Below are 25889 nucleotides of genomic sequence, written 5' to 3'. Positions count from 1 at the left end.
TCCTACACTCTGTGATCGTGGGGGGCTCCGTGCCTGCGCTGCCATCATGGCTTATCGAACCGCTGTGGGACCAATTCCGGGAACTGCTGCCTGTGCACGGCGTGTTCGACCCGGCTCATCCTCTGGGGTGTCATCGCCGTCGCATCAGCGACCGTGCCGTCTTCGACAGGCTCGTGCAGGTCCTGGTGTTCGGCTGCGGCCCCAGTAGACACGGGAGGCGGACGAGGACGGGCGGTGCTCGTAGTCGCGGACCAGGCGCCGGTGCAGTATGAGGGTCCCGTAGGTCTGCTCGACTCTCCACCGTTTCGGCTGCGGGACGAACCCCTTGTCCTGCGGGTTGCGTTCGACGGTTTCGACGTCGATGCCCAGGCGGGTGCCGTGGGCGGCGACCTGGTTCTTGAAACCCTGGTCGACCAGCGCCTTGCAGACGGTTCCGCCGGCGCTCTCGGCGACTTGGTCGAGCAGGGCGAGACCCGCGGCGTTGTCGTGCGTGCTCGCGGCGAGGACGGTGACAGCGACGACCAAGCCGAGCACATCCACGGCCGGGCCCCGCTTGCGGCCCGGCGCCCGCTTCGCCGGATCCCTGCCGGTCGTGGAGGCGGGGACCCCGGCGGCCGCGTGGACACTTTGGGTATCCAGCACCACCAGGGTCGGGTCCTCTAATCGGCGGGCCCGCTCACGGACTTGGCAGCGCAGGAGTTCATGGATGACCTGGTCTATTCCGTCATCCCGCCAGACTGCGAAGTAGTAGTACGTCGCGCTCTTCGGCGGCAGGTCGTGCGGGAGGTAGGCCCACTGGCAGCCGGTCCGGCTCTGGTAGAGGATCGCGTTCACGATCTCCCGCATCGCATAGGCGCCCTGGTGACCGCTGACCGAACGATGCCGGTCCTTCCACACGGTGATCACCGGGTCGATCAGAGCCCACTGCTCGTCCGATAAGTCGCTCGGGTGCGGCTTGCGTTCACTCACCCAGCCACCCCAGCAGATCACCGGCTGCGGACCAGCGGAATCCGCCCGCACCCACACCATCAGGCGACGACAGGACCACTCAAAAACTCACGAACCGCCCTGTGAAGGCGTTGGCCAGACAGGAAACGGGCCCTCGTGTAGGGCAGGGGATGGACCAAGATCGTCCTGTCGTGCGAGGTCCCGTTGCTGGATCAGTGTGCCATTACTGCGTCTCAACCACCCGGCAATGGAGCCGAGTTCGTCTTCGTGCCAGGGTACTTGGGTGAGCTCATTCGCTACCTTCCCGCCGAGCTCATCGATGCGGTCTTGGAGGAGACCCGGACCGTGCAGCGGCGGTTGCGATGCCTGCCCTCTCGGTTCGAAGCCAACTACCGTGTCTACGGAGCGAGGAAGATCTGGCGTGAGCTGAACCGGCAGGGCCACCGCGCGGCCCGCTGCACCGTCGAACGCCTGATGCGCGAACTCGGCATCGCCGGAGCGGTCCGCGGCAGACGCGTGATCACCACGCTGCCCGGCGGGCAGGTGGACCGGGCGCCGGACCTACTGGACCGCGACTTCGTCGCCGCTGCCCCGAACCGCTGCTGGGTGGCGGACTTCACCCACGCGAAAACCTGGGCCGGTGTCGTCTACGTCGCCTTCGTCGTGGACACGTTCTCCCGCCGGATCGTCGGCTGGTCCGCGGCCACAGTGAAGGAAACGGTCTTCGTCCTGGACGCCCTGGAGATGGCCGTGTGGCAACGCGACCGAGACCAACACCCGGTCCAGCCAGGTGAGTTGATCCACCACTCGGACGCCGGGTCGCAATATACGAGCTTCCGGCTCGCCGAGCATCTGGACGCCGCCGGCATCGCCGCCTCGATCGGATCGGTCGGCGACGCCTACGACAATGCCCTGATGGAGAGCACGATCGGCTTGTACAAGACCGAGCTGATCAAGCCCCGACGGCCCTGGAAGTCGCTCTCCCAGGCCGAGTTGGCCACCGCAGAGTGGGTCGACTGGTACAACCACCGCAGACTTCACGGTGAGATAGGGCACGTTCCACCCGCCGAGTACGAGGCCAATCACTACAAGGAATCCACGAAACCCCAGGTCACAACCAAAATCTGAGATCTCTACCGAACCCGGGGCGGTTCACTTCTGAACAGGCACTCCGCAGTAGCCGTTGGGCAGGGTCTGAGTGGCGATGCCGTAGCGGGTCTTGGCCCACTGGGCCTGCCCGAGCGGGCCGTCCTCGGCGAGGGTGACGCGTTCGCCCTTGATGTTGACCTTCACGATCCTCGCAATAACCGAAGATGGAAAAATGTCGGTCGAATTTTCGACAGGGCGGACAACTCCTGGGTTGCTTTCGATGACGCAATATACCTAGTCAAACATGGCAGCCTAGAAGAGAAGGACCCCCCGAAACTCGCAGAAAAAATATGGGAAACGGAGGGGCGATGCTTGGGGGGTTACATTCCCGCATACATCAGCAGAAAACCACCAATTACAGGTGATTGCGGAAAGGCTGACGGCCAGGAATGGAATGCCCCACCCTCAAAAAGGATGGAAAGTGGAGAGGGGAGATATCCTCCTCCAAAGGCAAGCGTCTCGCTGCAGACAGGGAGACAGGGAGACAGGGAGACAGGGAGACAGGGAGACAGGGAGACAGGGAGACAGGGAGACAGGGAGACAGGGAGACAGGGAGACAGGGAGACAGGGAGACAGGGAGACAGGGAGACAGGGAAGGTACCACTCGAGGAGTGCCGCGGCGGAGGTCACGAAGAATGGGAGTATGAAAGTAACCATAAAACGATCAAGAACATTTCCCTTGCCGGGAAAGATAGCCGCCTTAAGCAACCCGGGCAGCGCATCTCAAAGAAAGGGAAGCGCTTCTACGCCGGTCTGCATCCACGACAAAACTCTGTTGAATAACCTTCCTAACCCGGCCAGCCGCACAGGAGAGGAAAATCGGCGATTATGAATATTTCAGACGCCCCTACACTCCAGGCCCAATCAGGCGGGTCCCACAACCGTCTACAGGCCCGTATGCTAGCCATGATGGCATGCGTGTGCGCGATGACCCTGTTTCCAACCCTCACCGCCGCTGCGGCAAATCCTGCCGCGCAGAATACGCCCACCACCACAACGGTCTGGGCAAGAGAAGCCGGAGTCCTACTCGATGGCAGATTCCGCCTTGTGGACTACCCCGGCTTGCCATCCTGGCTGCAGGGATTTACGACCGGAAACAGATCGTACGCCTACCCGGATGAGCAGCTCATCTTCTTTCCCTCTGCTTATATTTACGGGAAGCAAAAGATAGACACGCTCGTACTCACAGTCGATTTGCCCGAGGGGGTGAAATTGACCGATGGGCTCACCACGCTGGATATCGCTGCAGCCCCACTCCAGTCAGCGTGTAAGCCCGCCGAGAACCTCAGAAGAGTTACATGCGCATGGCATAATATACAACCAATCGCAGAGGAGATGCCAAGTTGGAGGGGCTTTGCCGGGGACCTTAGCACCTTCCTTGGTGGAATTGATCTAGAAACATTCAAAAAGGATCCATTGAAGGTCGTTCAAGATGGAGCAAAGGTGCTCGGCAACACCGCACCCTTCTCAGTCAAGGTCGACAATGACAAGAAATACTGCGACAAGGTCACGAAGTGGGGAAATGTTACGGCCGTGGCTTATAGCGGTAAGGGAGGGGGCGAAATAGCGCGAGATTCGCGAGATCTTGGAGGCCTATTCACGGGGGTTTCAACCATCGTTCTTGATCACGAGGACGGCCCTGCTCGGTAGCGTGACGTTTGAGAGAGCGTCAGTTAACTACCGTGGCAGGGCCGTTGAGCTGGAACATTACGACAGGACTGGACACCGAGCAACTTGACGGGCTGGTCGCACGAGTTCACCAAGAGCTCGTGCAGGATCCGGATCCGCCGGTGATGCCGGGGCGGATGTGGGCGCTGGGCCTGTACAAGTCGGTGGTGTTGGTGCTGTTCCTGCTGCGGCAGAACCCGGTGCAGGAGGTGGCCGCCGAGTTGTTCGGGATCTCCCAGGCCACCGTCTCCAGGAGGTGGACGGCCCTGCTGCCGATGGTGGAGAAGGTCCTGGCCACGCACGTTCCCGATCCCACCGAGGCCTCTGCCGGCCGGATCGTACTCGTGGATGGCACCTTGGTCACGACGTGGGACTGGTCCAGCGAGGGCACCACGATGTTCTCCGGCAAGCACCGCGACACCGGCTTCAACCTGCAGATCGCCGCCACTCTCGCCGGCGACCTGCTCGCGGTCTCCGCGCCGGTGCCCGGCAGCCGGCACGACATGCACGCCTGGCGCCAGTCCCACTTCCCCGAGGCATTCGCCGAACGCGAGGGCATAGGCGACCTGGGCTACGCCGGCTCCCGACTGTTCACCCCCAGGCGCAAGCCGCCCGGCCAGGAACGATCCGCCGGAGACAAGAGAGCCAACCGCTCCGTCAACACGCTCCGAGCCGCAGTCGAACGGGCCATCGCGCACCTGAAGAACTGGAAGATTCTCGCCACCCGCTACCGCGGCCCCTCACCCGCTTCCCCGACATCGTCAAGACCGTCACCGCCCTCACCTTCTACACAAGAGGCTGGTGAGGCCTACGTGAATAACCCTCTTGGTGTTGAGTACTATGGCTCCTATTATAGAAAACTTATACCCGGGAAAGGGTACGTACGCACCGTAGACACCTGCAAGAACTCCTAATGCAACGCTGAGCCTTTGCCATCCCGACGCTTGCGGGGTGAAAGAGCAGGTCATTGAACCTCTTTCATCCTGAGTAGTCGCAGGTCAGGAGCGTGTGAACGGCCTGGACGATGCGGCTGATGCGGTTGGTTGAGCATCGTGCCTGGCGGAGGGTCCGCCATTGCTTGAGTTGGGCGAAGGCGCGTTCGCCTGGTGCTCGGAGGCGGGCGTGGTCGCGGTTGAACAGTTGGTAGTGGTCGGGTTGTTCGCGGTGGTTCTTGTAGGGGGTGCGGACGGTTGCGCCGGCGCCTTGGTAGGCGCGGTCGGCCAGGACGAGGATCTGCCTGGTGAGGCAGGCCTGGACGATGCCGTGAGCCCGTGCCGCGGTCAGGTCGTGGGTGCGTCCGGGCAACGCGCGGGAGAACCACAGTGGAGTGCCGTCTGGGGACGCGATGACCTGCACGTTCATTCCGTGCCGCTTGTGTTTTTGGCTGTAGTACGGCTCGTCTGCGGCGATGCGGTCGGTGGGGATCAGTGTCCCGTCAACGACGACGAAGTCGCCCTCACCCAGGCCCACCAGGGCCTCGCGCAGGCCGGGTGCCCACGAGGCGAGGATCATCAAGGTCTCGTCCACGTACCGCCAAGCCGTCGCCTCCGATACCCCGAAACCGGCTCCGACCTGCGCGAACGTCTCGTTCTTCCGAAGGTGCGCCAACACCAGTAGGGCCTGCTTGAAGCAACCGAGCCGTCGCCAGGGCGAGTTCAGCTCCTGCCGGCGGGCATGGATCAGCCAGGAAACGTGCTCAACGAGTTCGTGCGGGACGTCGCGCATGGAAGAATACGGAACCAACAGGGCTCCTCGGACGCTGCGTGATGAGTGATGTCACCACAGCAACGACCAGGGGCCCTGTCTTGTCACCAACTCCCCTCTGACCAGGCATTTCACCCTCGCAGAGGCAGGATGAAAGAGGTTCACTGAACCTCTTTCATCCTGTTCCGGCCGGGTGAAATGGGCTGGTCAGGTGGGGTGACATGGCGAAGCCCCTCGTCGTTGGTGTGGTGATCTCACTCAACACGCCATCGGCCGCGGGGGGCTTTGTTGGTTCCGTATCCTTCCATGCTCGACGTCCCGCACGAGCTGGTCGAGCACGTCTCCTGGCTCATCTACGCCCGAAGGCGTGAACTTCGCTCGGCCTGGCGGAGGTTGAGCTGCTTCAAGCAGGCCCTTCTGGTTCTGGCACACCTGCGGAAGAACGAGACGTTGGCACAGGTCGGTGCCGGGTTCGGAGTTTCCGAGGCCACCGCGTGGCGGTATGTACACGAGACCGTCGAAGTCCTCGCCTCGTGGGCGCCGGGACTGCACGAGGCCCTCGTCGGCTTGGGCGAAGGCGACTTCGTCATCCTCGACGGCACGCTCATCCCCACCGACCGCATCAAGGCCGACGAGCCGTACTACTCGCAGAAACACAAGAAGCATGGCATGAACGTCCAGGTCATCGCACGTCCCGACGGCACACCGCTGTGGTTCTCACGGGCAACGCCGGGCCGAACCCACGACCTGACCGCAGCACGCGCCCACGGCATCGTCCAGGCCTGCCTCAGCCGCCAGATCCTCGTCCTGGCCGACCGCGCTTACCAGGGCGCCGGCGCCACTGTCCGCACCCCGTACTACGGCTACCGCGACCTGCCCGAGCACTACCAGCAGTACAACCGCGACCACGCCGGCCTGCGCGCTCCCGGCGAACGCGCCTTCGCCCGCCTCAAGTCCTGGCGACTGCTGCGGCGAGCGCGCTGCTCAACCAACCGCATCGGCAGGACTGTGGCAGCCGTGCACACCCTCTTGACCTGCCAATACTCAGGATGAAAGAGGTTCATTGAACCTCTTTCATCCTGCCTCTGCGAGGGTGAAATGCCTGGTCAGAGGGGAGTTGGTGACAAGACAGGGCCCCTGGTCGTTGCTGTGGTGACATCACTCATCACGCAGCGTCCGAGGAGCCCTGTTGGTTCCGTATTCTTCCATGCTCGACGTCCCGCACGAACTCGTTGAGCACGTTTCCTGGCTGATCCATGACCCGCCGGCAGGAGCTGAACTCGCCCTGGCGACGGCTCGGTTGCTTCAAGCAGGCCCTACTGAGGTGTTCTCAGCGAAAGGGGTGCGGTCCGGGCTGGTGAAGACGTGAAGCCCCTGGTAGGAACGGGTCTGCCAAGATCACGTTCCTGAATCCCAGAGGCTTCACGATGGTTCGCTATTCTGCCATGCTCGACGTGCCACGCCCGGTGGTGGAGTACTTGTCCCGGCTGTTGGCCGCGCACCGCCGTGCGATCGGCACGCCGAAGGGATCGCGGGCACTGGGCCCGTTCCGCCAGGCGGTGTTGATACTGCGCTGGTTCCGGGAGAAGAGGTGTGTGCACTGCGCCGCGGTGGATGCTGGGATCTCGCAAGCCACCGGCTACCGCTACCTTCATGAAGGCATCGACGTTCTCGCGGGGCAGGCCCCTGACCTGCACGAAGTCCTCCAGCAGTGCCGGCGCGAGGGGACGAGCCATGTGGTCCTGGACGGCACACTGATCGAGTGTGACCGGCTCGCCGGGGCGCGGGAGACGGGGACGGACTGGTGGTACTCAGCCAAGCACAAGGCCTTCGGTGGGAATATCCAGTGAGCCTTTTCCAACCTGATGTGGTTGGTGGGGGTGTGGTTCGGGCGGGGTGGACGGAACGACGAAGCTCCTGGTAGACGGGTTGTCGACCAAGATCAACTGTGTCCCACCAGGAGCTTCGTGTGCTTGTCTACCCGTCGGCGATCGATCTGTCCAGCGCGTCCCTGCAGTTCCTCGCCGGCCGCCTGACAGTCCATCGTCGGCAGATCGGGACGCGGTGGCGTCGGCTGACTGCAGGCCGACAGGCCCTTCTGGTCCTGGCGCACCTGCGCTGCGGGGACACCTATGCCCGCCTCGCAGCGGGCTTCGCGATCGGTATCGCCACCGTGTGCCGCTACGTCCACGAGGGCATCGGCGTCCTGGCCGCTCTTGCCCCGACGTTGCAGCAGGCGATGAAGACCGCGGCAGGCAAGGCTTTCGTGATCCTCGACGGGACACTACTCCCCATCGACCGCGTCGCCGCCGACCGCCCGTACTACTCCGGGAAACACAAGCGGCACGGCATGAACGTGCAAGTCCTCGCCGACCCCTTCGGCCGGATCCTATGGGCCTCACCCGCACTGCCAGGAGCCGTCCACGACATCAAAGCCGCCCGAACCCACAGCATCATCGAGGCTCTCGCCTCATGTGGCGTCACATGCTGGGCGGACAAGGGATACCAAGGCGCCGGCGGCACCGTCCGTGTCCCGTATCGCGGCCGTTGGAAGCACCTCTCCCACGGTCAGCAAGCCGTCAACCGTGCCCACGCAAAAATCCGCGCCCTCGGCGAACGCGCCATGGCCACCCTCAAGAACTGGCGTCTCCTCAAGAAGCTCCGCTGCAGCACCACCCGCATCACCCACACCGCCCAAGCCATCCTCACCCTGACCCTCAACACCACAACCTGAGGTTGGAAAAGGCTCAGTTCCTCTCTGCCCCCGACGGTACCCCGCTGTGGGTTTCCGACGTCGAGCCCGGCTCCGTTCCAGACATCACCGCCGCTCGACACCACGTGCTACCCGCGCTCTACAAGGCGGCCGCCGAAGGCCTGCCGACCCTGGCCGACAAGGGCTACCAAGGCGCCGGCATCGGAGTGCACACCCCCATCAAGCGGCCCTGCGGCCGCTCCGAGAAAGCTCTGCATGTCAACAACCGCACCTACAACCAACTCCTCCGCGGCATCCGAGCACTGGGCGAACGCACCGCCGCTGAACTCAAGCAACGCTGGCGGGCCCTACAGCACGTTACCCTCAGCCCCAGCCGCATCGGCGCCATCGCCCAAGCCGCCCTCACCCTCAACAACCAATGGAAATAACCCCCGTTGAGAAAACCTCACTGGTGTTGGCGCACCTTCGGAAGAACGAGACGTTCGCGCAGGTCGGAGCCGGTTTCGGGGTATCGGAGGCGACGGCTTGGCGGTACGTGGACGAGACCTTGATGATCCTCGCCTCGTGGGCACCCGGCCTGCGCGAGGCCCTGGTGGGCCTGGGTGAGGGCGACTTCGTCGTCGTTGACGGGACACTGATCCCCACCGACCGCATCGCCACAGACGAGCCGTACTACAGCCAAAAACACAAGCGGCACGGAATGAACGTGCAGGTCATCGCGTCCCCAGACGGCACTCCACTGTGGTTCTCCCGCGCGTTGCCCGGACGCACCCACGACCTGACCGCGGCACGGGCTCACGGCATCGTCCAGGCCTGCCTCACCAGGCAGATCCTCGTCCTGGCCGACCGCGCCTACCAAGGCGCCGGCGCAACCGTCCGCACCCCCTACAAGAACCACCGCGAACAACCCGACCACTACCAACTGTTCAACCGCGACCACGCCCGCCTCCGAGCACCAGGCGAACGCGCCTTCGCCCAACTCAAGCAATGGCGGACCCTCCGCCAGGCACGATGCTCAACCAACCGCATCAGCCGCATCGTCCAGGCCGTTCACACGCTCCTGACCTGCGACTACTCAGGATGAAAGAGGTTCATTCTAGCGGTGGTTTGTTGACGGCGGGTGTGTGGAGGAGTACGCAAAGGTGTAGGTCTCAACTCCGGTCAGAGGAGGCAGGGATGACGAAGCGGTTGCCATGTCCGCCCGCGCCTGGTCCGATGGAAGCCTACGCCGCCCGCTTTGATGATCTGTTCTCCACGCTGGCCCAGCGGCGTGGGTTCGGTGAGTATCTGGCCGGCCTGCTGCTGCCCCGGGACCGTAACAAGACGCTGACCTGCCTGGCCGGGGCCGAGCCGGTGGTCGCTGCCCAGCACCGGTCGGTGCAGCGGCTGCAGTTCTTCTTGTCGGAGTCGACTTGGGACCACGAGAAGGTCAATGCCCGCCGTCTGGAACTGCTGCTTGCGGATCCGGCCACCGCCCCGCACTCGGGTGGGGTGCTGGTGGTCGACGACTCCGGGGACCGCAAGGACGGGACGGCGACCGCGCACGTGGGCAAGCAGTACCTCGGTTCGGTGGGAAAGGTCGACCGTGGCGTAGTCACCGTGACCACCTGCTGGGCTGACGAGCGCGTCTACTACCCGGTGCACGCTCGCCCCTACACACCAGCCCATCACTTCCCAAAAGGCAAGAACGACCCGGGTTTCCGTACCAAGTTGCAGATCGCGGCCGGCCTGGCCGCGCAGGCCAAGGCGGCCGGATGGGTCTTTCGGGCGGTGGCCGCTGACTGCGCCTACGGCGACCAGGACAGTTTCCGTGCCGACTTACATCAGGCCGGTCTGCCGTTCGTGATGGTGCTCAAACCCCGGCACGGTACCTGGGCCTACGGGCGTGATGCGCATACCCCGGTCGACGCCGCCCGCCTGCTGACCTGGCGGGACTCACACCATCCCGGGGAGTGGACACGCATCGAGCGCACCTTCCGGGATGGGCGCACCGTCACCTGGCGGGCCGCAGAAGCCCGGCTTGGCTGGTGGTGTCCGGACGGCAACGTCCGCCTGGTTGTGGCCACCGCCGACCCGGCCACTCTGCCGGAGAAAGCCACCTGGCACCTGGCCACCGACCTGCCCCGCCCCGGATCCCCACGCGCCGCCGAATCGCCCTATCCGCCCGGCGACCTGGCCGAGATCGTACGGATCTACGGTCTGCGGCACTGGGTCGAGCAGAGCTACAAGCAGGTCAAGGACGAACTGGGCTGGGCCGACTTCCAAGTCCGCTCCGATATCGCCATCCGCCGTCATCAGGCCCTGGTCAACTGCGCGTTCAGCTTCTGCTGGGACGCCTGGTTCGCTCCACCACCGCCGACTCCAGAGCCTGCCCAAGCCCCGCCCCCGGAGCCCGCTCCGGCAGAGAGAGGGGGCCAACCCAAATCGCAGCAGCCCCCACCGCCCTGCTGGCCCCAGGCACTACGAGCCGTCCGTGGCTGGCTGACGCCCTGGACCACGCTGCAACGCTACTGGCGGGCATGGTCAACCAAGCCCCCGCCCACCGAACTCCAGACCCTGCTCAACACCCTCGGCACCGGCAGATCTCTCGATCTCTACCGCCTCGTTTAACAAACCACCGCTAGCGTGCGCGTATGGATCTTGAACCTGGAAAGACCGTGCCCGCCGTTCCCGTTCCTCTCGATGCCGAACTTCAGGTCGCTTATGACGCCTACCTGGCGGAGGAACCGGACTTGGCGCCGATGAGCCTCGAGAAGCTGTCGGTGATCCGCGCGGAGGTCGACGCCGCAGTGGCGGCGCTCGAGGACCTCAGCCATGGCGGGCGCTTCACCGTCTTCCAGCCTTCGGTGCCCGGCCTGGACGGCGCCCCCGAGATCCCGCTGCTGGTGTGCACACCCTCCAGCGCGCCCGCATCGCGGCCGCCGCTCTACTTCATACACGGCGGCGGCTTCTACTGTAGCGATCACCGCACCGGGCTCGACCAGATACTCGAGACGGCCGAGCGGTTCGGGGCCACGCTGATCTCGGTCGGCTACCGGCTCGCGCCCGAGCACCCCTACCCCGCCCAGATCAACGACGCTTACGCCGGTCTACTGTGGGTCGCCGACCACGCGGACGGGCTCGGCATCGACTCGGAACGCATCGTCGTCACGGGCTTCAGCGCCGGCGGCGCCCTCAGCGCCGCGCTCGCTTTGACCGTGCGCGACAAGGGCGGTCCCCGCCTGCTCGGCCAGCTGCTGATTGCCCCGCTGCTCGACGACCGCAACGACAGCGCCTCGGCCCTGCAGATGGACGACGTCGAACTCTTCGACCGCAGCCGCAACGGGTTCGCCTGGAGCTCGCTGCTCGGCGACGGCCAGGGCGGAGCTGACGTGCCGCAGTACGCTGCGCCCGCCCGCGCCACCGACCTGGCCGGCCTGCCGCCCACATTCCTCGACGTCGGCTCCGCCGAGTGCCTGCGCGATGAGATCCTCGCCTACGCCGACCGGATCTGGCAGGCCGGCGGCGAAGCCGAGCTGCACGTGTGGCCCGGCGGAATCCACGGTTTCGACCGGAAAGCCCCCGAGGCGCGGATCAGCAAGGCCGCTGTCGCGGCACGCCGCAACTGGCTGGAGCACCTTCTCGCCACCAACTGACGGTCTCCTCCGGCGGTAGTCGGCCGCGGGATGGACAACGTGCCGGCCAGGCGTCCCGTAGCAACGAGATCGACGAACCTTGCGACGGAACTCAGGCGGATAGCTGCGTGACACGGAGCCCTCCCAAGGTTCTGGACCAACAAGTGTCCAGCATCCCGGCTCCGTCAAACCCCGAGCGCATTACTGAACCTCTTTCATCCTGCCTCTGCGAGGGTGAAATGCCTGGTCAGAGGGGAGTTGGTGACAAGACAGGGCCCCTGGTCGTTGCTGTGGTGACATCACTCATCACGCAGCGTCCGAGGAGCCCTGTTGGTTCCGTATTCTTCCATGCTCGACGTCCCGCACGAACTCGTTGAGCACGTTTCCTGGCTGATCCATGCCCGCCGGCAGGAGCTGAACTCGCCCTGGCGACGGCTCGGTTGCTTCAAGCAGGCCCCACTGGTGTTGGCGCACCTTCGGAAGAACGAGACGTTCGCGCAGGTCGGAGCCGGTTTCGGGGTATCGGAGGCGACGGCTTGGCGGTACGTGGACGAGACCTTGATGATCCTCGCCTCGTGGGCACCCGGCCTGCGCGAGGCCCTGGTGGGCCTGGGTGAGGGCGACTTCGTCGTCGTTGACGGGACACTGATCCCCACCGACCGCATCGCCGCAGACGAGCCGTACTACAGCCAAAAACAGGCTCTCCTGCCGTATGTGTGGGTGCTGTGAGCTGGGCTGATGCGTGAAACACGCCGTTCTCTGCCAGGCTTGAGGTGTCTAGCAACAAGTCTGATCTTGCAGAGAAACGGCGTGTCTGTCTTCAGCATATGGAAGAGAACTCTGACGGTCGAAAACACCGTGGTCGAGGGGATCCGCTTCGACGAGAGCGAACAGTGTGTGATCGTGTCGGTACGACCCGATGCGCGGAGTCGGCAGCGGTGTGGGATCTGCCGCAGACCGGCTGCCCGGTATGACGCCGGCCGGGGGCGTCGGCGGTGGCGGGATCTGGATCATGGTGCGGTGCGGGTGTTCCTGGAGGCTGATGCACCGCGGGTGGGATGCCACATCCACGGTTCCGTCGTGGCCTGGGTGCCGTGGGCCAGACACGGTGCCGGCCACACCCTGGCCTTCGATCAGCAGGCTGCCTGGATGGCCGCCGAGTGCTCGAAGACGGCAACAGCCGCACTGATGCGGATCTCCTGGCGGACGGCCGGGGCGATCGTGGCCCGGTTCGTCGCCGACCGGGACCGCGATGTGGACCGACTGGCAGGACTACGGCGGATCGGTATCGACGAGATCTCCCACCGCCGGGGGCAGAAGTACATGACAGTCGTGGTCTGCCACGACACTGGCCGGGTGGTGTGGATGGCCGACGGCCACGGCAAACACGTCCTGCACCGCTTCCTCGACGGCCTTGGCCCCGGCAGGACCGGACGCCTGACCGATATCAGCGCCGATGGCGCCGGCTGGATCGCCGGCGTGCTGGCCGAACGCGCCCCACACGCCAGGCGCGTGATGGACCCCTTCCACGTGGTCGCCTGGGCCACCACCGCCCTGGACGCCGAGCGCCGGACGGCCTGGAACCGGGCCCGCCACAGCCTCGGCGACCGGGAGACGGCCCGCGCACTGAAGGACTCCCGCTTCGCGTTGTGGAAGAACTCCGATGACCTCACCGACCGGCAGGCCGCGAAACTCGCCTGGATCGCCGCCACCGACCCCCAACTCCACCGCGCCTGGCGCCTGAAAGAAGCCCTCCGGACCGTGTTCACCCTGGCCAAGTCCCGCCCCACCGCCGCCCTCAAAGCCCTGGACCGCTGGATCGCCTGGGCCCGACGCTGCCGCATCCCCACCTTCGTCGACCTCCAACGCAAGATCATGCGCCACTACGACGCCATCCGCGCCGCGCTGACCACCGGCATGAGCAACGGACTGATCGAGTCCACCAATACCAAGACTCGCCTGATCATCCGACGCGGCTTCGGCTTCCACACCGCCAACGCCATCATCGCCCTCGTCATGCTCACCCTGGGCGGACCACGACCACAACTCCCAGGCCGCCAACTCGCCACAGAATGACCCACACATACGACAGGAGAGCCCAAAAACACAAGCGGCACGGAATGAACGTGCAGGTCATCGCGTCCCCAGACGGCACTCCACTGTGGTTCTCCCGCGCGTTGCCCGGACGCACCCACGACCTGACCGCGGCACGGGCTCACGGCATCGTCCAGGCCTGCCTCACCAGGCAGATCCTCGTCCTGGCCGACCGCGCCTACCAAGGCGCCGGCGCAACCGTCCGCACCCCCTACAAGAACCACCGCGAACAACCCGACCACTACCAACTGTTCAACCGCGACCACGCCCGCCTCCGAGCACCAGGCGAACGCGCCTTCGCCCAACTCAAGCAATGGCGGACCCTCCGCCAGGCACGATGCTCAACCAACCGCATCAGCCGCATCGTCCAGGCCGTTCACACGCTCCTGACCTGCGACTACTCAGGATGAAAGAGGTTCGCTGAAACTTTCGACGTGAAGTCGGTGGTGACGGGGGGCGATCCCTGCGGTACGCCTTGTTCACGCGATATGCGCAAGGGGGTGGCCTGAGTGCCGAACGGCGGCAGGCCCGGGAACAAGTCACACTGGAAGCTGCGGAACGGTTCGCCCGGGGTGAAAAGAACTCGCAGATCGCGAAGGAACTGCGGGTCACCGAGCGGTCGGTGGAACGCTGGCGACACGCGTGGCGTCAGGCCGGCGCGCAAGGACTGGCCTCCCGGGGATCGCCCGGGCGTCCGAAACTGACCGACGCGCAGTTCGCTCTCCTGGAAGAAGAATTGGCGCGGGGGCCTGCGGCGCATCGGTGGGCTGACCAGCGATGGACTCTGACCAGGGTCAAGGCCGTGATCGGTCGACGCTTCCATGTCACCTGCTCGGGGCCGCTGTGTGGCGGCTGCTTACCGGGCACGGCTGGTCCTGGCAGGCCCCTTCGCGACGCGCCGTGGAACGGAACGAGGATGCAGTCCAGCTGTGGAAGAAGGAGGTGTGGCCACGCGTGGAAGCACCGCGGCGGCGCTCGATGCCTGGATCGTTTTCGAGGACGAAGCCGGATTCTCGATGACGCCGCCACGTGCCAATACCTGGAGCCGGCGCGGGCAGACGCCCGTCGTGCGGGTCCGCGGGCGGTCCTGGCGATGCTGGTCTGTCGCCGCCCTGTGCTGCTACAAGCGCGGCCAACCCTCCCGGCTGATCTACCGCCCGCGGAATTACAGTCGCCGCAAGGGCGAGCGCAAGAGCTTTGCCTGGACCGACTACCGCGACCTGCTGATCACCGCTCACCGGCAACTGGGCGGTCCCATCGCACTGCCGAGTAGCCGAGGGGAATCTCACCCCTCGGCTCTCACAGAACGGAGCGTGACAATCTCTCGTCACTCCGCTCTTGCCGCTCTGATCATCAAGCCAGCAAGGCGTCCGTGGTAAGGCTCCAGTGCGCGAACATGCGGGGATATCGCTGAGTCTACGCACGAGACCCGCGCTGGTCGTACGCCAGTGCCAAGTGCGGGGTGTGCCCAGCGCGATATTGGGCAACTGCTCGCCCAACCGCGGGACTTCATTCTCGTGACGACCGGTTGCCGTCTTGCGGATCGGCTCTGCGGTGCACGAGGCTGACGTTTTCACTACCGGGAGGAGCTGGAATGTCGTTGGCGTACGCGTTGAGCGATGGCGGGGACGGCGACGACGATCTGCCCGGTTCGCCTTGGACTCCCGACGAGCCGAGTCCTGACGGGACGACGCCACCCGGCGACGGCACGCACCGCAAGGAATGAAGCCATGACGGTGGCAGTGGATCGTCCCGGCCGCCGGCGGCTGGGACGATCGCTTCTTGATGCAGGTGTCCTGCGACCGGAGTGGGAGGTGACGTTCGCAACCGTCGACCGTGCGATGTTTTTGCCCCATGTGATGTGGCCGTGGGACATGACGAGCAGAGCATGCAACCGCGTCGACAAGGCCGCGGATGCGGACACCTGGCATGCGGCCGCAGACACCGACCAGCCGATCGTCACCCAGTGGGACGATGGCCGGCACACCGGCCCTGGCCCGGGGACGACGGCGACGAGTTCCTCCTCCATGCCCTCTGTCGTCTACCGTCTGCTCGGCGACCTGGACGTCGACGAGGGCATGCACGTGCTCGACAACGGCACCGGCACCGGGGAGACGGCGGGTGCCCTCACACACCGCTGCGGGTCGGACAAAGTCACCACGATCGAGATCGACGCAGCGGCATCTCGACAGGCCGCACAACGCCTCAACGCTTCGGGGCTTCACCCCACCGTCGTGGTCGGCGACGGCACGGCCGGCTACCCGGCCTGTGGCCCGTACGACCGGATCCTGGTCACCTACGGCCTGCGAGAAGTCCCCGGCGCGCTGGTCGGGCAGACTCGACCCGGCGGTCTGATCGTCGCCCCGTGGGGAACGCACTACAGCAACGCCGACGCCGTCGTTCGCCTCACGGTCCAAGGCACAACCGCCTCGGGGCGTTTCACCAGCGGCGTCGAGTTCATGAAGTCGCGGAACCAGCGCCGCACGGCGATCAACCCCAGCAACTACGTGCCCCCCGAAGGGGTTCGCGGCGCCGACACATCACGGACCAGTATCACCGAGGAGCAATTCGCCAGCGGCCGCTTCGGCGTTCTGCCGTTCGTGCTCGGTATCCGGGTTCAGGACTGCGCCCAGGCTGTGGCAGCGAAGCGGGAAGGCTCCCGGCCGATCTGGTTCTACGGTCTCAGCGACCGGTCCTGGGCATGTGTCCTTTTCCGTGACGGCCAGGCCGAGGCCCGCGTGTGGCAGTCCGGGCCACGCCGGCTGTGGGATGAGGCGGAGACCGCCTACCACTGGTGGGCCGCCCAAGGCTGCCCAGGATTCGACCGGTTCGGTCTCACCGTCACCCCTGATGGACAACAGGTGTGGCTGGACGAACCGACCAACTTCTGGTCCGTTTGAGGTGGTGGGATCTCAAGTCCCGCGGCTCGAGTCCGACGAACCCCGGCCGTCCCCTGACCGAGGGGCCAGGCACCTGAGACTGGCCAGTCAGGGCCTCAGCCACACAACGCGTCCGTCATCGATCGGGCTCATCCTCGATCAGGCTCATCCTCGCCTGACCGAGGGAAAGACGCGTCGCTCGAAACCACGCCAGGCTTGACACACAGGTGTCCGTCGGCACCACAGCTCTGAAGGCTGACTGATGCGAAGCAAGTGGTCGAACCGGCCCGGGACTTCACAGGATGCCCGCCTCCCCAGGGAAGGCGGGCAGCTTTGTCTCGGTGGGTTGTGGTGTCACGGATGTGTAGTGGTTTTTCGCCCAACGAAGTCCCGAAACTCGTCCGTGCCAGCCCGGTGGATGGTCACCGCAGGCGCCGAACAGAGTGATGCGAGGTGGGTGGATGACGGAACTTTTCGCCTCAGCAGGGCATCTCCACCCATACATGCCCCGACGGGAGGAGTTATTCCCCATGACGCGTCGCGTTCGCATACCGCTACTGGCCGCCTTACTACTGGTGACAGGCGCACTGATGTCATCCGCGCCGGCCTGCGCCGTCATCGGCGGGTCGAAGAGTACCTACGGACCGTGGGCGGTGCGTATGCTCGTCGACGGCAAACCGGCGTGCACAGGCACGGCAGTCACGCCTCAATGGATCATCAGCGCCTCGCACTGCTTCTTCGAACAAGCGCAGCCGATCGCCGACAAGCGGATCTCGTTCAGGGTCGGCAACCTCGACACGCGCAAGGGCACCACGGTCCGCCCGCTTCCCGGCAAACGCGTGGGAAGCGTGCACGCCGACATGATGCTCGTCAAGGTTCCGGCGATCAAACTGCGCACGGCGCGCCTGGCCACGGCCGGCGTCCACCCCGGCCAGGTTGTGCGCCAGTACGGGTGGGGGGCCACCTGCACCGGCGACGAAAACACCTGCCAGTCCCCCGTGCTAAAGCAGTCGGACCTGCGGGTCGTACGGTCGGACGACCCCCGGTGTGAGGGCTCCACCGCGCCGGGCGGCTCGGACTTCTGCATGGAGAAGGTGTCCGGGATTCCCGCCGGCGGCGACTCCGAAGGTCCGGTGATGAGCATCGCCCCCAACGGCACCGAAACCCTCCTCGGCGTCTTCGACGGCTCCGACCGCGAGCAGATCGCCGAGGCCGGGGAGGTCTCCCAACAACTTGCCTGGATCCGCTCGGTCACCCAGCGGTAGCACGGAGCGGAGCGGGAACGCATGCCGCCGACGCCCGGCGCACGGTCCACCTCCGGTGCGGAGGGGGACTCTGAGACACGTCCTGCGATCCAACACCTGTCTGCGCATTGCCGATACATGAGCCAGCACGGGAAAGGGGGCAAGGGCGGCAAAGGACGACGAGTACGGGCCATGGCCGTCATCAACGAGTGGCCGTTTGGGTGGACAACGTAGCTGCCGGCTCGGCTTCGGCGCCGTGATCGGGCTGACGCGGCAGTGGCGGACCCCGATGCCCAGGCACCCCGCTCCGTGGGGTGCCTGGGCTCTGCCGGGCCGGGGCCCGCGACGCCGGACCATCCAGTACGAGCTTGACAACCGCCTCTCGAAGATGCTGCCGGACTGCTCGCTCAACCCGGGCAACACCGTCGTCGCCGACAGGAGAGACGGCGAACTCAAGCTGGCCCTCGAAACACCGTCCGCCGGAAAAGACGGCGCGGGGACGTCCGGTTCCAAGGAGGCCGGCACGGTGTCGGGCCCCGGCTCGTAGCACCGCCCCGCGGCCCTCCCCTGCTACCGCGGACTCAGCCTCGCGGAGCGGCACTCACCGTCCGCACGAGGGGCAGATGTCGCGGCCCGCGCAGGATCGGGCTGTGCCGGTACGGGGGTGGGTCCTCGGCCAGCCGGGGATCGTCCAGGTGGTCGAGCAGCGCGGTGAGCCCGATCTGGGCCTCGATACGGGCCAGTGGCGCGCCGAAGCAGTTGTGGATGCCGCTGCCGAAGCCGAAGTGCTGGTTGTCCCTGCGGGCCGGGTCGAAGTGGTCGGAGTTCTCGAACCGCAGCGGGTCCCGGTTGCTGGAGGCCAGCATCAGGTACAGCGGTGCGCCCTGGGGGACGATGTCGTCGATCAGGGAGCCGGTCTCGGTCGTTCCATCGGCGTTCACTACGCTGAGCACAGGCGTGCCTTCCCGGCCGACGGTGCGACGCCGGCCTACTCGATGACCAGAAGCCGATCACTCGGGAAGGTACGCCCTTCGCGTCCAACCCGAGGCCGATCCACAGGTCATGAGCATTGCTCCGGGCGGCGCTGGGCCGGAGGGGTGCGCACGCGGAGTGACCAACAGGGCGGGGCGTTGGGGCCTGGCCCCGACCCGCCGGACGGTCCCTACGTACGCGATCGGCGCACCACCTTCACTCTGCTCTGCCGCGGGCGCGGCGACCGTTTCACGCCGAATCTGGCCCTCGGCCGTACGCAGGACCCGCAGCACTTGGCGTCCGAGTGCGCTGCCCGGCCCGGAGCCCTGTGGGCCGTAGTCGAGAGGAGGCGGTCCTGCTCTCGCGGCGTAGCGCAGGCTTTCGCCTTCGTATGTGGCCAAGGCCCCGCCCCTGGCCCCGTGCCCTCGAGCCACGGCTGACCAGCGCTGTCTCCGGGGCCGCCAGCGGAACGGTACCCGCTCGCCGGATGGCCTGCTTGAAGCAGAGGGTGGCCGATCCGACGTGCATGCGCTCTTCCGGTGCCCCTGCGATCTGACGCAGGTTGGCTTCCTCCCCTTCCCGAAGGAGGAGAGGAGAAAGAGTCCCCAGATTCTGCCCGATCGTTGCGCATATCAACGAATCTGGCGCGCTGGGGCATGCGGACGGCCACCCTCCGCGATGGTGCTGGTGGGGGTGGCCCTTGCACCGCTCGTCGTCCTTGACGTGGGGAAGCGGTGACCGCAAGGAGTCAACAGGAACGGCCCTACCCCGTACCCTGGCAGTGACTAGCTGGACAGAGAGGGGTAAGGCCGTGTCTCCAGATACTACCTCGGACCCGTCCGTTGAGCCGGTTGCCTTCGGTCAACGCATGCAGATCCTTCGGACCCGTCGCGGCATGAGCCGTGATGTCATGGCTGGCCTACTGGGGAAGTCACCGAGTTGGGTCAAGCAAGTTGAGGGGGGGCGTCTTCAAATGCCCAAACTTCCCATGGTTTTGCGCATTGCCGAAGCTCTGAGGGTCGGTGACCTCTCGGACCTCACTGGTGATCAGTCGATGGCAATTGAGTTGTTCACTGGTCCCGGACACGCTCGACTTCCCCTGGTGCGGTCAGCCATCAACGCCTTTCCGTTGGCAACACAGGCAGAGGCCCCAACTCAAGCACACCTCCGGCGACGCCTCGAACGTGCTTGGAGCACCCGGCACTCAGCTCCCAATCACCGTGACGCTATCGGGGCACTGTTGCCCGATCTCATTCAGGACGCCCAACTTGCCGTACTCCAAGCCGACTCATCGAGCGAGCGGCGCACGGCTCAAGCTGCCTTGTCCGAGGTGTACAGCCTGAGCCAGTTCTTCATCGCGTACCAGCCCGACGCGTCACTGTTGTGGCGTGTCGTAGAGCGTGGGATGGTCTCTGCACAAGAATCCACAGATCCTCACGCGATCGGCGTCGCAGCTTGGCTCACGACACAAGCCCATCGCGACAGCGGTCCCGCTCACTTCGACGCGGCGGACGCGGTGAATCTGGAAACACTCCGTTACCTGGAACCGCTCTTGCCCGACGCCAGTGACGATGTACTCGCCATCGCCGGGGCGCTCCAATTCGAAGCTGGATACACGGCCGCCCGTCGCGGTGAAACGGGAACCGCCTGGCGATACTGGGACACAGCACGTGCTATGGCTGCACGGTTGCCCGCTGACTACTACCACCCCATGACGTCATTCTCGCGAGCCATCATAGGGGCACACGCGGTCACCGTCGCGGTTGAGCTACATGCGGGCGCCGAGAGCGTTCGCCAAGCGGTCGTTGCGGACGCCACCACGATCCCTTCGCGCCCCCGTCGTGCCAGGCACCGCATTGAAGAAGCGCGTGGATACCAACTCGATGGGCAAACCGAAGCTGCGCTAGCCACGCTCGACAAGGCTTACGAAGCTGCGCCGGAAACCATCCGTTACAACGGCCATGCCAAGCGCATCGTGTTGGAAGAGACCGAGTCCAAGAACCCGGCTCAGCGGCGTCGAGCGAGCGAACTCGCCGTCAAGATCGGCATGTTGGCAGTCTGAAGCAGGGGGCACAAAGTGTGCCCCCTGCCTTTTCCCAGGAGCCATACGGTCACTCCCGACTGACCGACAGCAGACCCCCGCGACCGTGGCGACGGCCCGGGGGCAAGGCCACCAACCCCTGGGAGGTTGACGACATGCGCAAACATAGCGCGTGGATCTTCGAAGTGCTGCTGCGGGCGTTACTCCCTGCACGGGGCCGGCATCGGTCGGCCGACGCACCGCCCACCCCCGGGCACCCCGACACCCCCACGCTCACCATCCCCCGTGTCCCCGTCGAACAGCGGATGCTGCGGGGCGAGGACGTGGCGTTCCTCCGTCCGTACGTCCTGACGCCTCAGGAGCGCCAGGAGCGGCGGTCGCAGCGTGGGTGGCGCCGGGCGTTGTGGTTCTCGACGTACGGCGTTGATGCGGGGCCGCGTTGGATTCACGGGGTCGAGGTGGGGTGCTGATGCCGAGTCTGAGTGGGTCGGTGCACCTGAGGTACTCGTTTCCGTTGCCGCTTCCTGAGCCCGTGGCCGGGTGCGACGTGTGCGGCGCTCTGGCGAAGCAGCGGGCGGCGGCCCGTGCTGCCGGGGACGAGTCGAAGGTGATCGACTGCAACATCGAGATGCGTGGTCATCCGCACCGAAAGGCGGCGCGATGACATCCTGGACGCAGTGGCGCGACCGGGGAGGGGAAGCGTGGAACCGGCACGTCAGGTATCGGGAGTCGTACCGCCAGCTCGACGCCGTGCGGGATGCACTGAAGGCTCGTACGGCGTGGGTAGATGAGCTGACCGAGGAAGAACTCACCGAGATGCAGCGTGGTTTGACTGCGTGCATCGACGCGTTGCAGGCGGCGGCCGTCAAGGCTCCGGAGCGTCCCGAGAGCACGTCATGACGGGGCGTAGGAGGCCGCAGGAATGGGCGCTCCAGATCGACCCGGACTGGAGCGTGCAGCACGTGGGGAAGTGCCTTATCTGCGGGGAGTTCTGTGACGATACTGCCTCCCCTGGTGAAGCCCGAGAGTGGTGTGCCGGCCACGCACGCGCCACCGGCGACGACCACTTCGAGTTGGCAGCCTTTGAGTACATCAGCGCCATCTCGGCCGAACACCCTCCGTCGGTGAACGGCACTTCGCCGACGAAGGCCAGGGCGGGCCGCTCTCCCGCCCGCATAGATGTCCCGCCCTTTGCCGGGCTACCGGGGAAGGGCGGGATCACCCCGCATCTGCCAGGGGACCGTCTCGCAAGGCACCCCTGGGCTCCTTGGCAGTCTTGGCCTTGGCTCCAATAATCCCGGAAACACGCTTACTTGCGAACCCGCCGCGGTTTCCGTGCATTGACATCCATAGCCGTGCAGTTCGATGGCCAGCCGCCCGTCAGGGCGGCTGGCCATCGAAGGCATGCAGCGGCAGAGGTCAGCCGGCCTTCGCGGATTCCTCAACTCGTGCCCGCGTGCAGGCCAGGCGATAGGAGTCGGCGCCGGTCTCGATGATGGTGCCGTTGAACGTCAGCCGGTCGACGATAGCCGCGGATCCGTGAAAGGCTTCGTCCAGCCGCCACAGGATTCGTTCGAGGCGATGGCGACGCTGTTCTTCTCCTCGCGTGCGATCAGAACCCGGAACAGGAGTTCGGCGCCGTGCCGGTCCAGCTCCACGTGTTGGGTCAGGGACGGGACGCCTTGCGCCCTTTCGGGCGTCGGTTCTCCCGTCCCCGCCCGCCGAACCGGGCGTGCCCGTTGGCCGAGCATCCGGCTCTCCACGTGATCCGCTGGATCAGGCGAAGTATTCACTGACCTGGCCGACGAAGGCCACATTGTCGTGGTTCGTCCGACGGAAGCATGCTCCGTCAGAGTCAACCTCGTCGATGTTGTACGGCGTGCTGATCTGCGCTCCACGAAACGTGTATCGCTGGACCTTCATCTTCGCCGGGTCGTAGAGGACGATCCCGCCCTCGGTGATGCGGTTCGCCCCGTAGTAGCGGCGCCACAGTTGTTTCCAGCTCAGGTGGGGGTGTTTGCTGCGGATCCAGAGAAGCAGTCTCCACCACACGTACCAGCCGAGGTAGGAGAACGTTCTCTTCGATGCGCCGTAGCGGAAGTAGGCAGCCCAGCCCTTCAGGACCGGGTTGACCGACCGCAGCACCTCCTCCAACGAGAGCGACGTAGCACTTCGTCCCGTAGGTTCTTGATCTTGTGCATGGCGTAGCTGACCGTTGAAGAGCGCACAGCACGCAGCCGGCCCGCGGGTTCAGCTGCGGGCCGGCAGGTGCTCGGCGGCCGGGGTAGGGCTGGCGGCGTCGAGGGGAACGTGAACCGGGTGAAGGCCGCATCGGCCGCACATGCCTACCACTCGTCAGGCAGCCGGCCGACACCGTGCCTCCCCGCGGCGCTCCAGCCCGGCCCACAGTGGCCACAGGGAGGACCACGGTGATCGCCAGTGGGTTCATGGTGCTTGCAGCAGGGTGTGCAGCGGATGAGTGGCTGTGTGGGCGGGGGGCCGTGACAGGTGCAAGGCCGTGTGGAAGTGGCCGTCGGACTCTTTTCCGCGAGGGTCGTCGCCGGCCGCGGACACCGCGGCGATGGCGTGCTGCTGTTCGTCGGTGTCGGTGAATCGCCTTTGCGGGTAGGTGCGGGACGTGTCCTTCTGTGTGGTCAGGCCGAACCGGGCCAGGCCGTCGGCGATGTTCTGGTAGGAGCCGGTGCGCAGTACGAGGGCGGCCACCCACGGTGGCTCCTGCCTGCCTTCCAGTAGCGGCCGGAAGGTGCGGGCGGACAGGAAGCTCGCCCCGCCGGTCACGGTGATCAGGCGGGTGCTGCGGGTGGCCCGGTACAGCGTCGGGCTGGGTGGGGCGGTTTCCAGGTTCTCGGCGAACCCCGCGTGGAGCAGGCCGGTCGCGCGGGCGTAGGCGATGGCCGGCGCGGCGATGTCGAGGCCGATGACGGGCACGGCGTCCGGGCGGCGACGCGCCGCGTAGTACTTGCGGTCCGCCTCGATCAGCTCGGCGGTCGTCAGGTTCACGATGCGCGGCGAGGTGTAGCGGTCGTACAGCTCCTGAAGCGTCACGTGGTGGTTGAGCAAGGCCGCGTTGATGCCGTACGAGCAGCAGATGTCCAAGACCGTGGCCCGTGGCTCGGCGTCTCGGCCGTCCGGGCGCACGGGGTCTTTGGGAAAGCCGGCCAGAGGCAGGAGGCGGCGAAAGATGCTCTGAGCATGATGGGGTGTCTGATAGCCCAACGCTCCCAGAGTGCCGAAGTACGACCGCGGGTCCGGCTGACTGTAGATGTCGTCGAAGCGGGTCATCCGCACGGACATACTGGATGCGTGATGGTTCCGAGCCGTGGTCACCAAGGGCCTCCTTAGGCTGTGAGGCAGGCATAGCGCATTGCGTCGTGGCGGGGAAGACCGCCGGGACCTCCTCACCGCGAAGTGGACCGGCCACGCCATCTGGGCGCTGCTGGCTGCGGGAGCCTGCGTGGTGTTGAGTTGAGCAGTCACCTGGGCTTCCCAGGTTGCAGGCGCGTCCGCGTACCTGACAGCGTGGTTCGCTGCCCTGGCGCTGGTCGATCCGGCCCGGTGACCGGTCCCCGGCGGCTACCGGAGCCGGTGGCCGCGAGGGGTTTCGGTCAGCCGAGGCGGCGTACCGGCTGGCCGGCCAGGAACGCCTGGATGCCCTCGACGGCGTGGCTGTAGTACGTCGCGTAGTTGGCCTGCGAGACGTAGCCGAGGTGTGGGGTGGCGAGCAGGCGGGGCGCGGTGCGCATCGCGTGGTCGGCGGGGAGTGCCTCGATGTCGAAGACGTCCAGGCCGGCGCCGGCGATCTGGCCTTGGTGCAGCGCGGCGAGCAGGGCGTCCTGGTCGACGATGGCTGCGCGGGAGGTGTTGATCAGGTAGGCGGTGGGCTTGAGGAGGGCGAGTTCGCTCGCGCCGAGCAGGCCGCGGGTGCGGTCGCTGAGCTTGAGGTGGATGGAGATGAAGTCGCTGCTCTCCAGCAACTCCTCTTTGGAGGCGGCGAGTTCGACTCCGAATTCGTCGGCGCGCTGCTTGGTGAGGTTCTGGCTCCAGACGCTGACCTGCATCCCGAAGGTCAGGCCCACCTGGGCGACCCGGCTGCCGATCTTGCCCAGGCCCAGCAGGCCGCGTCGACGGCCGTGCAGGTCGGCGCCGACGGTGGACTGCCAGGGGCCGCCGGAGCACAGTGCGTTGTTCTCCTCGACGATGCCGCGGGCAAGGCCCAGCAGCAGGGCCCAGGTGAGCTCCAGCGGCGGGGGAGAAACTCTTGGTGCCGCACACCGTGACGCCGTTGCGTTCGGCGGCGGTGTGGTCGATGACGGAGTTGCGCATGCCGGAGGCGATGAGAAGCTTCAGTCGGGGCAGGCGGTCGCGCAGGGACGCCGGGAAGGGGACCCGTTCGCGCAGGGTGACGACGATGTCGAAGTCGGCGAGCCGGGCGGCGAGTTCGTCCTCCTCACGGAGGTGGTCGCGGAAGACGACGGGCTCCACCCGGTCCAGGATCGGGCTGGGGCGAGCTGGGGCGAGCTGGGTCATGGCCGTCACCCCGAGCGCGCTGTCCAGCTTGCAGCCGAGCATGGCCTTCAGGACGAGGCGTCGGGCGAGCATGATCGTCTCGCGGGCCCGAGGCCAGGCCGAGGCCACTCACCAACCGAAGGCTCGACCACCTGTGCATGGGGACCGCGGCTCGCCAACGACAACGCTGTGCTGTCAGCTGCAACTACCCCACTGGCTACTTTCGCAGGCAATCCACCAGATCAGGCGTTGCTGTGAGAGGTATCCAAGGTACTCGCGGATCGTCTCGAACCGCATAGCAGGGTGTCCGCGGCAGACGTTCCCAGCACAATGCCC

General features: G+C 65.9%; 18 protein-coding genes and 13 pseudogenes. 23 read left to right on the top strand and 8 right to left on the bottom strand.

The annotated features are described in order from the left end of the window. Positions 1–29: 29 nt before the first annotated feature. A pseudogene (locus SNOUR_RS44980) lies at positions 30–197 on the top strand (IS5/IS1182 family transposase); the annotation flags it as partial. On the opposite strand, the gene SNOUR_RS40570 reads toward SNOUR_RS44980, so the two are convergent. After that, positions 145–969 (bottom strand): IS5 family transposase, encoded by an 825-nt coding sequence (locus SNOUR_RS40570; protein WP_067359184.1) that lies wholly within the window; start codon positions 967–969, stop codon positions 145–147. The pseudogene SNOUR_RS44980 and the gene SNOUR_RS40570 overlap by 53 nt on opposite strands. A 258-nt stretch (positions 970–1227) precedes the next feature. On the opposite strand from SNOUR_RS40570, the gene SNOUR_RS40565 reads away from it, so the two are divergent. Next, positions 1228–2076, top strand: coding sequence for an IS3 family transposase (locus tag SNOUR_RS40565; protein WP_159426054.1), 849 nt, complete (start codon positions 1228–1230; stop codon positions 2074–2076). Positions 2077–2100: 24 nt separating this feature from the next. Here SNOUR_RS40565 and SNOUR_RS44975 read toward each other — a convergent pair whose 3' ends face one another. Further along, complete coding sequence (locus SNOUR_RS44975; RefSeq protein WP_312635672.1) at positions 2101–2241, bottom strand: hypothetical protein; 141 nt, start codon at positions 2239–2241, stop codon at positions 2101–2103. Between the two features lie 774 nt (positions 2242–3015). Here SNOUR_RS44975 and SNOUR_RS46785 point away from each other — a divergent pair. Then, the gene (locus SNOUR_RS46785; RefSeq protein ID WP_159426053.1) at positions 3016–3747 is read left to right on the top strand and encodes a hypothetical protein; all 732 of its coding nucleotides are present in this window, start codon (positions 3016–3018) and stop codon (positions 3745–3747) included. Positions 3748–3791: 44 nt separating this feature from the next. Further along, on the top strand, positions 3792–4679 hold the full coding sequence (locus tag SNOUR_RS40560) for a transposase family protein (protein WP_159426052.1): 888 nt from the start codon (positions 3792–3794) through the stop codon (positions 4677–4679). 64 nt (positions 4680–4743) lie between these two features. Here SNOUR_RS40560 and SNOUR_RS40555 read toward each other — a convergent pair. Beyond that, positions 4744–5548: pseudogene (locus SNOUR_RS40555) on the bottom strand (transposase family protein). Between the two features lie 166 nt (positions 5549–5714). On the opposite strand from SNOUR_RS40555, the pseudogene SNOUR_RS40550 reads away from it, so the two are divergent. The 15 genes and pseudogenes from SNOUR_RS40550 to SNOUR_RS40490 all read left to right on the top strand — a co-directional run bounded on the left by SNOUR_RS40550 (position 5715) and on the right by SNOUR_RS40490 (position 18560). Beyond that, positions 5715–6522 (top strand): annotated as a pseudogene (locus SNOUR_RS40550) (transposase family protein). 374 nt (positions 6523–6896) lie between these two features. After that, complete coding sequence (locus SNOUR_RS40545; protein ID WP_168409273.1) at positions 6897–7319, top strand: hypothetical protein; 423 nt, start codon at positions 6897–6899, stop codon at positions 7317–7319. 119 nt (positions 7320–7438) lie between these two features. Further along, positions 7439–8203: a transposase family protein gene (locus SNOUR_RS40540; RefSeq protein ID WP_067357251.1), complete on the top strand. Its 765-nt coding sequence runs from the start codon at positions 7439–7441 to the stop codon at positions 8201–8203. A gap of 14 nt (positions 8204–8217) precedes the next feature. Beyond that, a pseudogene (locus SNOUR_RS40535) lies at positions 8218–8610 on the top strand (transposase family protein); the annotation flags it as partial. A gap of 20 nt (positions 8611–8630) precedes the next feature. Then, positions 8631–9266, top strand: a pseudogene (locus SNOUR_RS40530) (transposase family protein); the annotation flags it as partial. A gap of 92 nt (positions 9267–9358) precedes the next feature. Continuing rightward, positions 9359–10806 (top strand): annotated as a pseudogene (locus tag SNOUR_RS40525) (IS701 family transposase). A 9-nt stretch (positions 10807–10815) separates the two neighbouring features. Then, positions 10816–11817, top strand: coding sequence for an alpha/beta hydrolase (locus SNOUR_RS40520; protein ID WP_067357320.1), 1002 nt, complete (start codon positions 10816–10818; stop codon positions 11815–11817). A gap of 269 nt (positions 11818–12086) precedes the next feature. Next, positions 12087–12492, top strand: a pseudogene (locus tag SNOUR_RS40515) (transposase family protein); the annotation flags it as partial. A gap of 114 nt (positions 12493–12606) precedes the next feature. Then, positions 12607–13872, top strand: a complete 1266-nt coding sequence (locus SNOUR_RS40510; RefSeq protein ID WP_067357219.1) for an ISL3 family transposase — start codon at positions 12607–12609, stop codon at positions 13870–13872. Positions 13873–13892: 20 nt separating this feature from the next. Beyond that, a pseudogene (locus SNOUR_RS40505) lies at positions 13893–14300 on the top strand (transposase family protein); the annotation flags it as partial. Positions 14301–14365: 65 nt separating this feature from the next. After that, a pseudogene (locus tag SNOUR_RS49630) lies at positions 14366–15155 on the top strand (IS630 family transposase); the annotation flags it as partial. A 329-nt stretch (positions 15156–15484) separates the two neighbouring features. After that, positions 15485–15616, top strand: coding sequence for a hypothetical protein (locus SNOUR_RS48865; RefSeq protein WP_312635651.1), 132 nt, complete (start codon positions 15485–15487; stop codon positions 15614–15616). Positions 15617–15620: 4 nt separating this feature from the next. Continuing rightward, positions 15621–16790: a methyltransferase domain-containing protein gene (locus SNOUR_RS40500; protein ID WP_067357316.1), complete on the top strand. Its 1170-nt coding sequence runs from the start codon at positions 15621–15623 to the stop codon at positions 16788–16790. Between the two features lie 509 nt (positions 16791–17299). Continuing rightward, on the top strand, positions 17300–18034 hold the full coding sequence (locus SNOUR_RS40495) for a S1 family peptidase (protein ID WP_067357314.1): 735 nt from the start codon (positions 17300–17302) through the stop codon (positions 18032–18034). A 196-nt stretch (positions 18035–18230) separates the two neighbouring features. Continuing rightward, positions 18231–18560, top strand: a complete 330-nt coding sequence (locus SNOUR_RS40490; RefSeq protein ID WP_067357312.1) for a hypothetical protein — start codon at positions 18231–18233, stop codon at positions 18558–18560. Between the two features lie 34 nt (positions 18561–18594). On the opposite strand, the pseudogene SNOUR_RS40485 reads toward SNOUR_RS40490, so the two are convergent. After that, positions 18595–18906: pseudogene (locus tag SNOUR_RS40485) on the bottom strand (cytochrome P450); the annotation flags it as partial. Between the two features lie 890 nt (positions 18907–19796). Between SNOUR_RS40485 and SNOUR_RS44040 the strand changes: the two are divergent. From SNOUR_RS44040 to SNOUR_RS49625, 4 genes are all read left to right on the top strand, one after another. Then, positions 19797–21047 carry a helix-turn-helix domain-containing protein gene (locus SNOUR_RS44040; protein ID WP_312635648.1) on the top strand — a complete coding sequence of 417 codons (1251 nt, stop codon included), beginning with the start codon at positions 19797–19799 and terminating at the stop codon, positions 21045–21047. 134 nt (positions 21048–21181) lie between these two features. Then, positions 21182–21496 carry a hypothetical protein gene (locus SNOUR_RS40480; RefSeq protein ID WP_067357306.1) on the top strand — a complete coding sequence of 105 codons (315 nt, stop codon included), beginning with the start codon at positions 21182–21184 and terminating at the stop codon, positions 21494–21496. A gap of 190 nt (positions 21497–21686) precedes the next feature. Continuing rightward, positions 21687–21926, top strand: coding sequence for a hypothetical protein (locus SNOUR_RS40475; RefSeq protein ID WP_067357303.1), 240 nt, complete (start codon positions 21687–21689; stop codon positions 21924–21926). Beyond that, on the top strand, positions 21923–22321 hold the full coding sequence (locus SNOUR_RS49625) for a DUF7848 domain-containing protein (protein ID WP_446677945.1): 399 nt from the start codon (positions 21923–21925) through the stop codon (positions 22319–22321). The genes SNOUR_RS40475 and SNOUR_RS49625 overlap by 4 nt, the downstream gene beginning before the upstream one ends. A gap of 124 nt (positions 22322–22445) precedes the next feature. Here SNOUR_RS49625 and SNOUR_RS45660 read toward each other — a convergent pair. The 4 genes and pseudogenes from SNOUR_RS45660 to SNOUR_RS40460 all read right to left on the bottom strand — a co-directional run. Further along, positions 22446–22687 (bottom strand): annotated as a pseudogene (locus SNOUR_RS45660) (ATP-binding protein); the annotation flags it as partial. 115 nt (positions 22688–22802) lie between these two features. Beyond that, positions 22803–23195 (bottom strand): annotated as a pseudogene (locus SNOUR_RS40470) (group II intron maturase-specific domain-containing protein); the annotation flags it as partial. A gap of 276 nt (positions 23196–23471) precedes the next feature. Beyond that, positions 23472–24329 (bottom strand): hypothetical protein, encoded by an 858-nt coding sequence (locus SNOUR_RS40465; RefSeq protein WP_312635645.1) that lies wholly within the window; start codon positions 24327–24329, stop codon positions 23472–23474. Between the two features lie 323 nt (positions 24330–24652). After that, positions 24653–25574, bottom strand: a pseudogene (locus tag SNOUR_RS40460) (D-2-hydroxyacid dehydrogenase family protein). Between the last annotated feature and the right edge of the window lie 315 nt (positions 25575–25889).

The sequence above is a fragment of the Streptomyces noursei ATCC 11455 genome (assembly GCF_001704275.1).
GTDB classification, from domain to species: Bacteria; Actinomycetota; Actinomycetes; order Streptomycetales; family Streptomycetaceae; genus Streptomyces; species Streptomyces noursei.
This window is presented reverse-complemented; position numbering and strand designations above follow the sequence as displayed.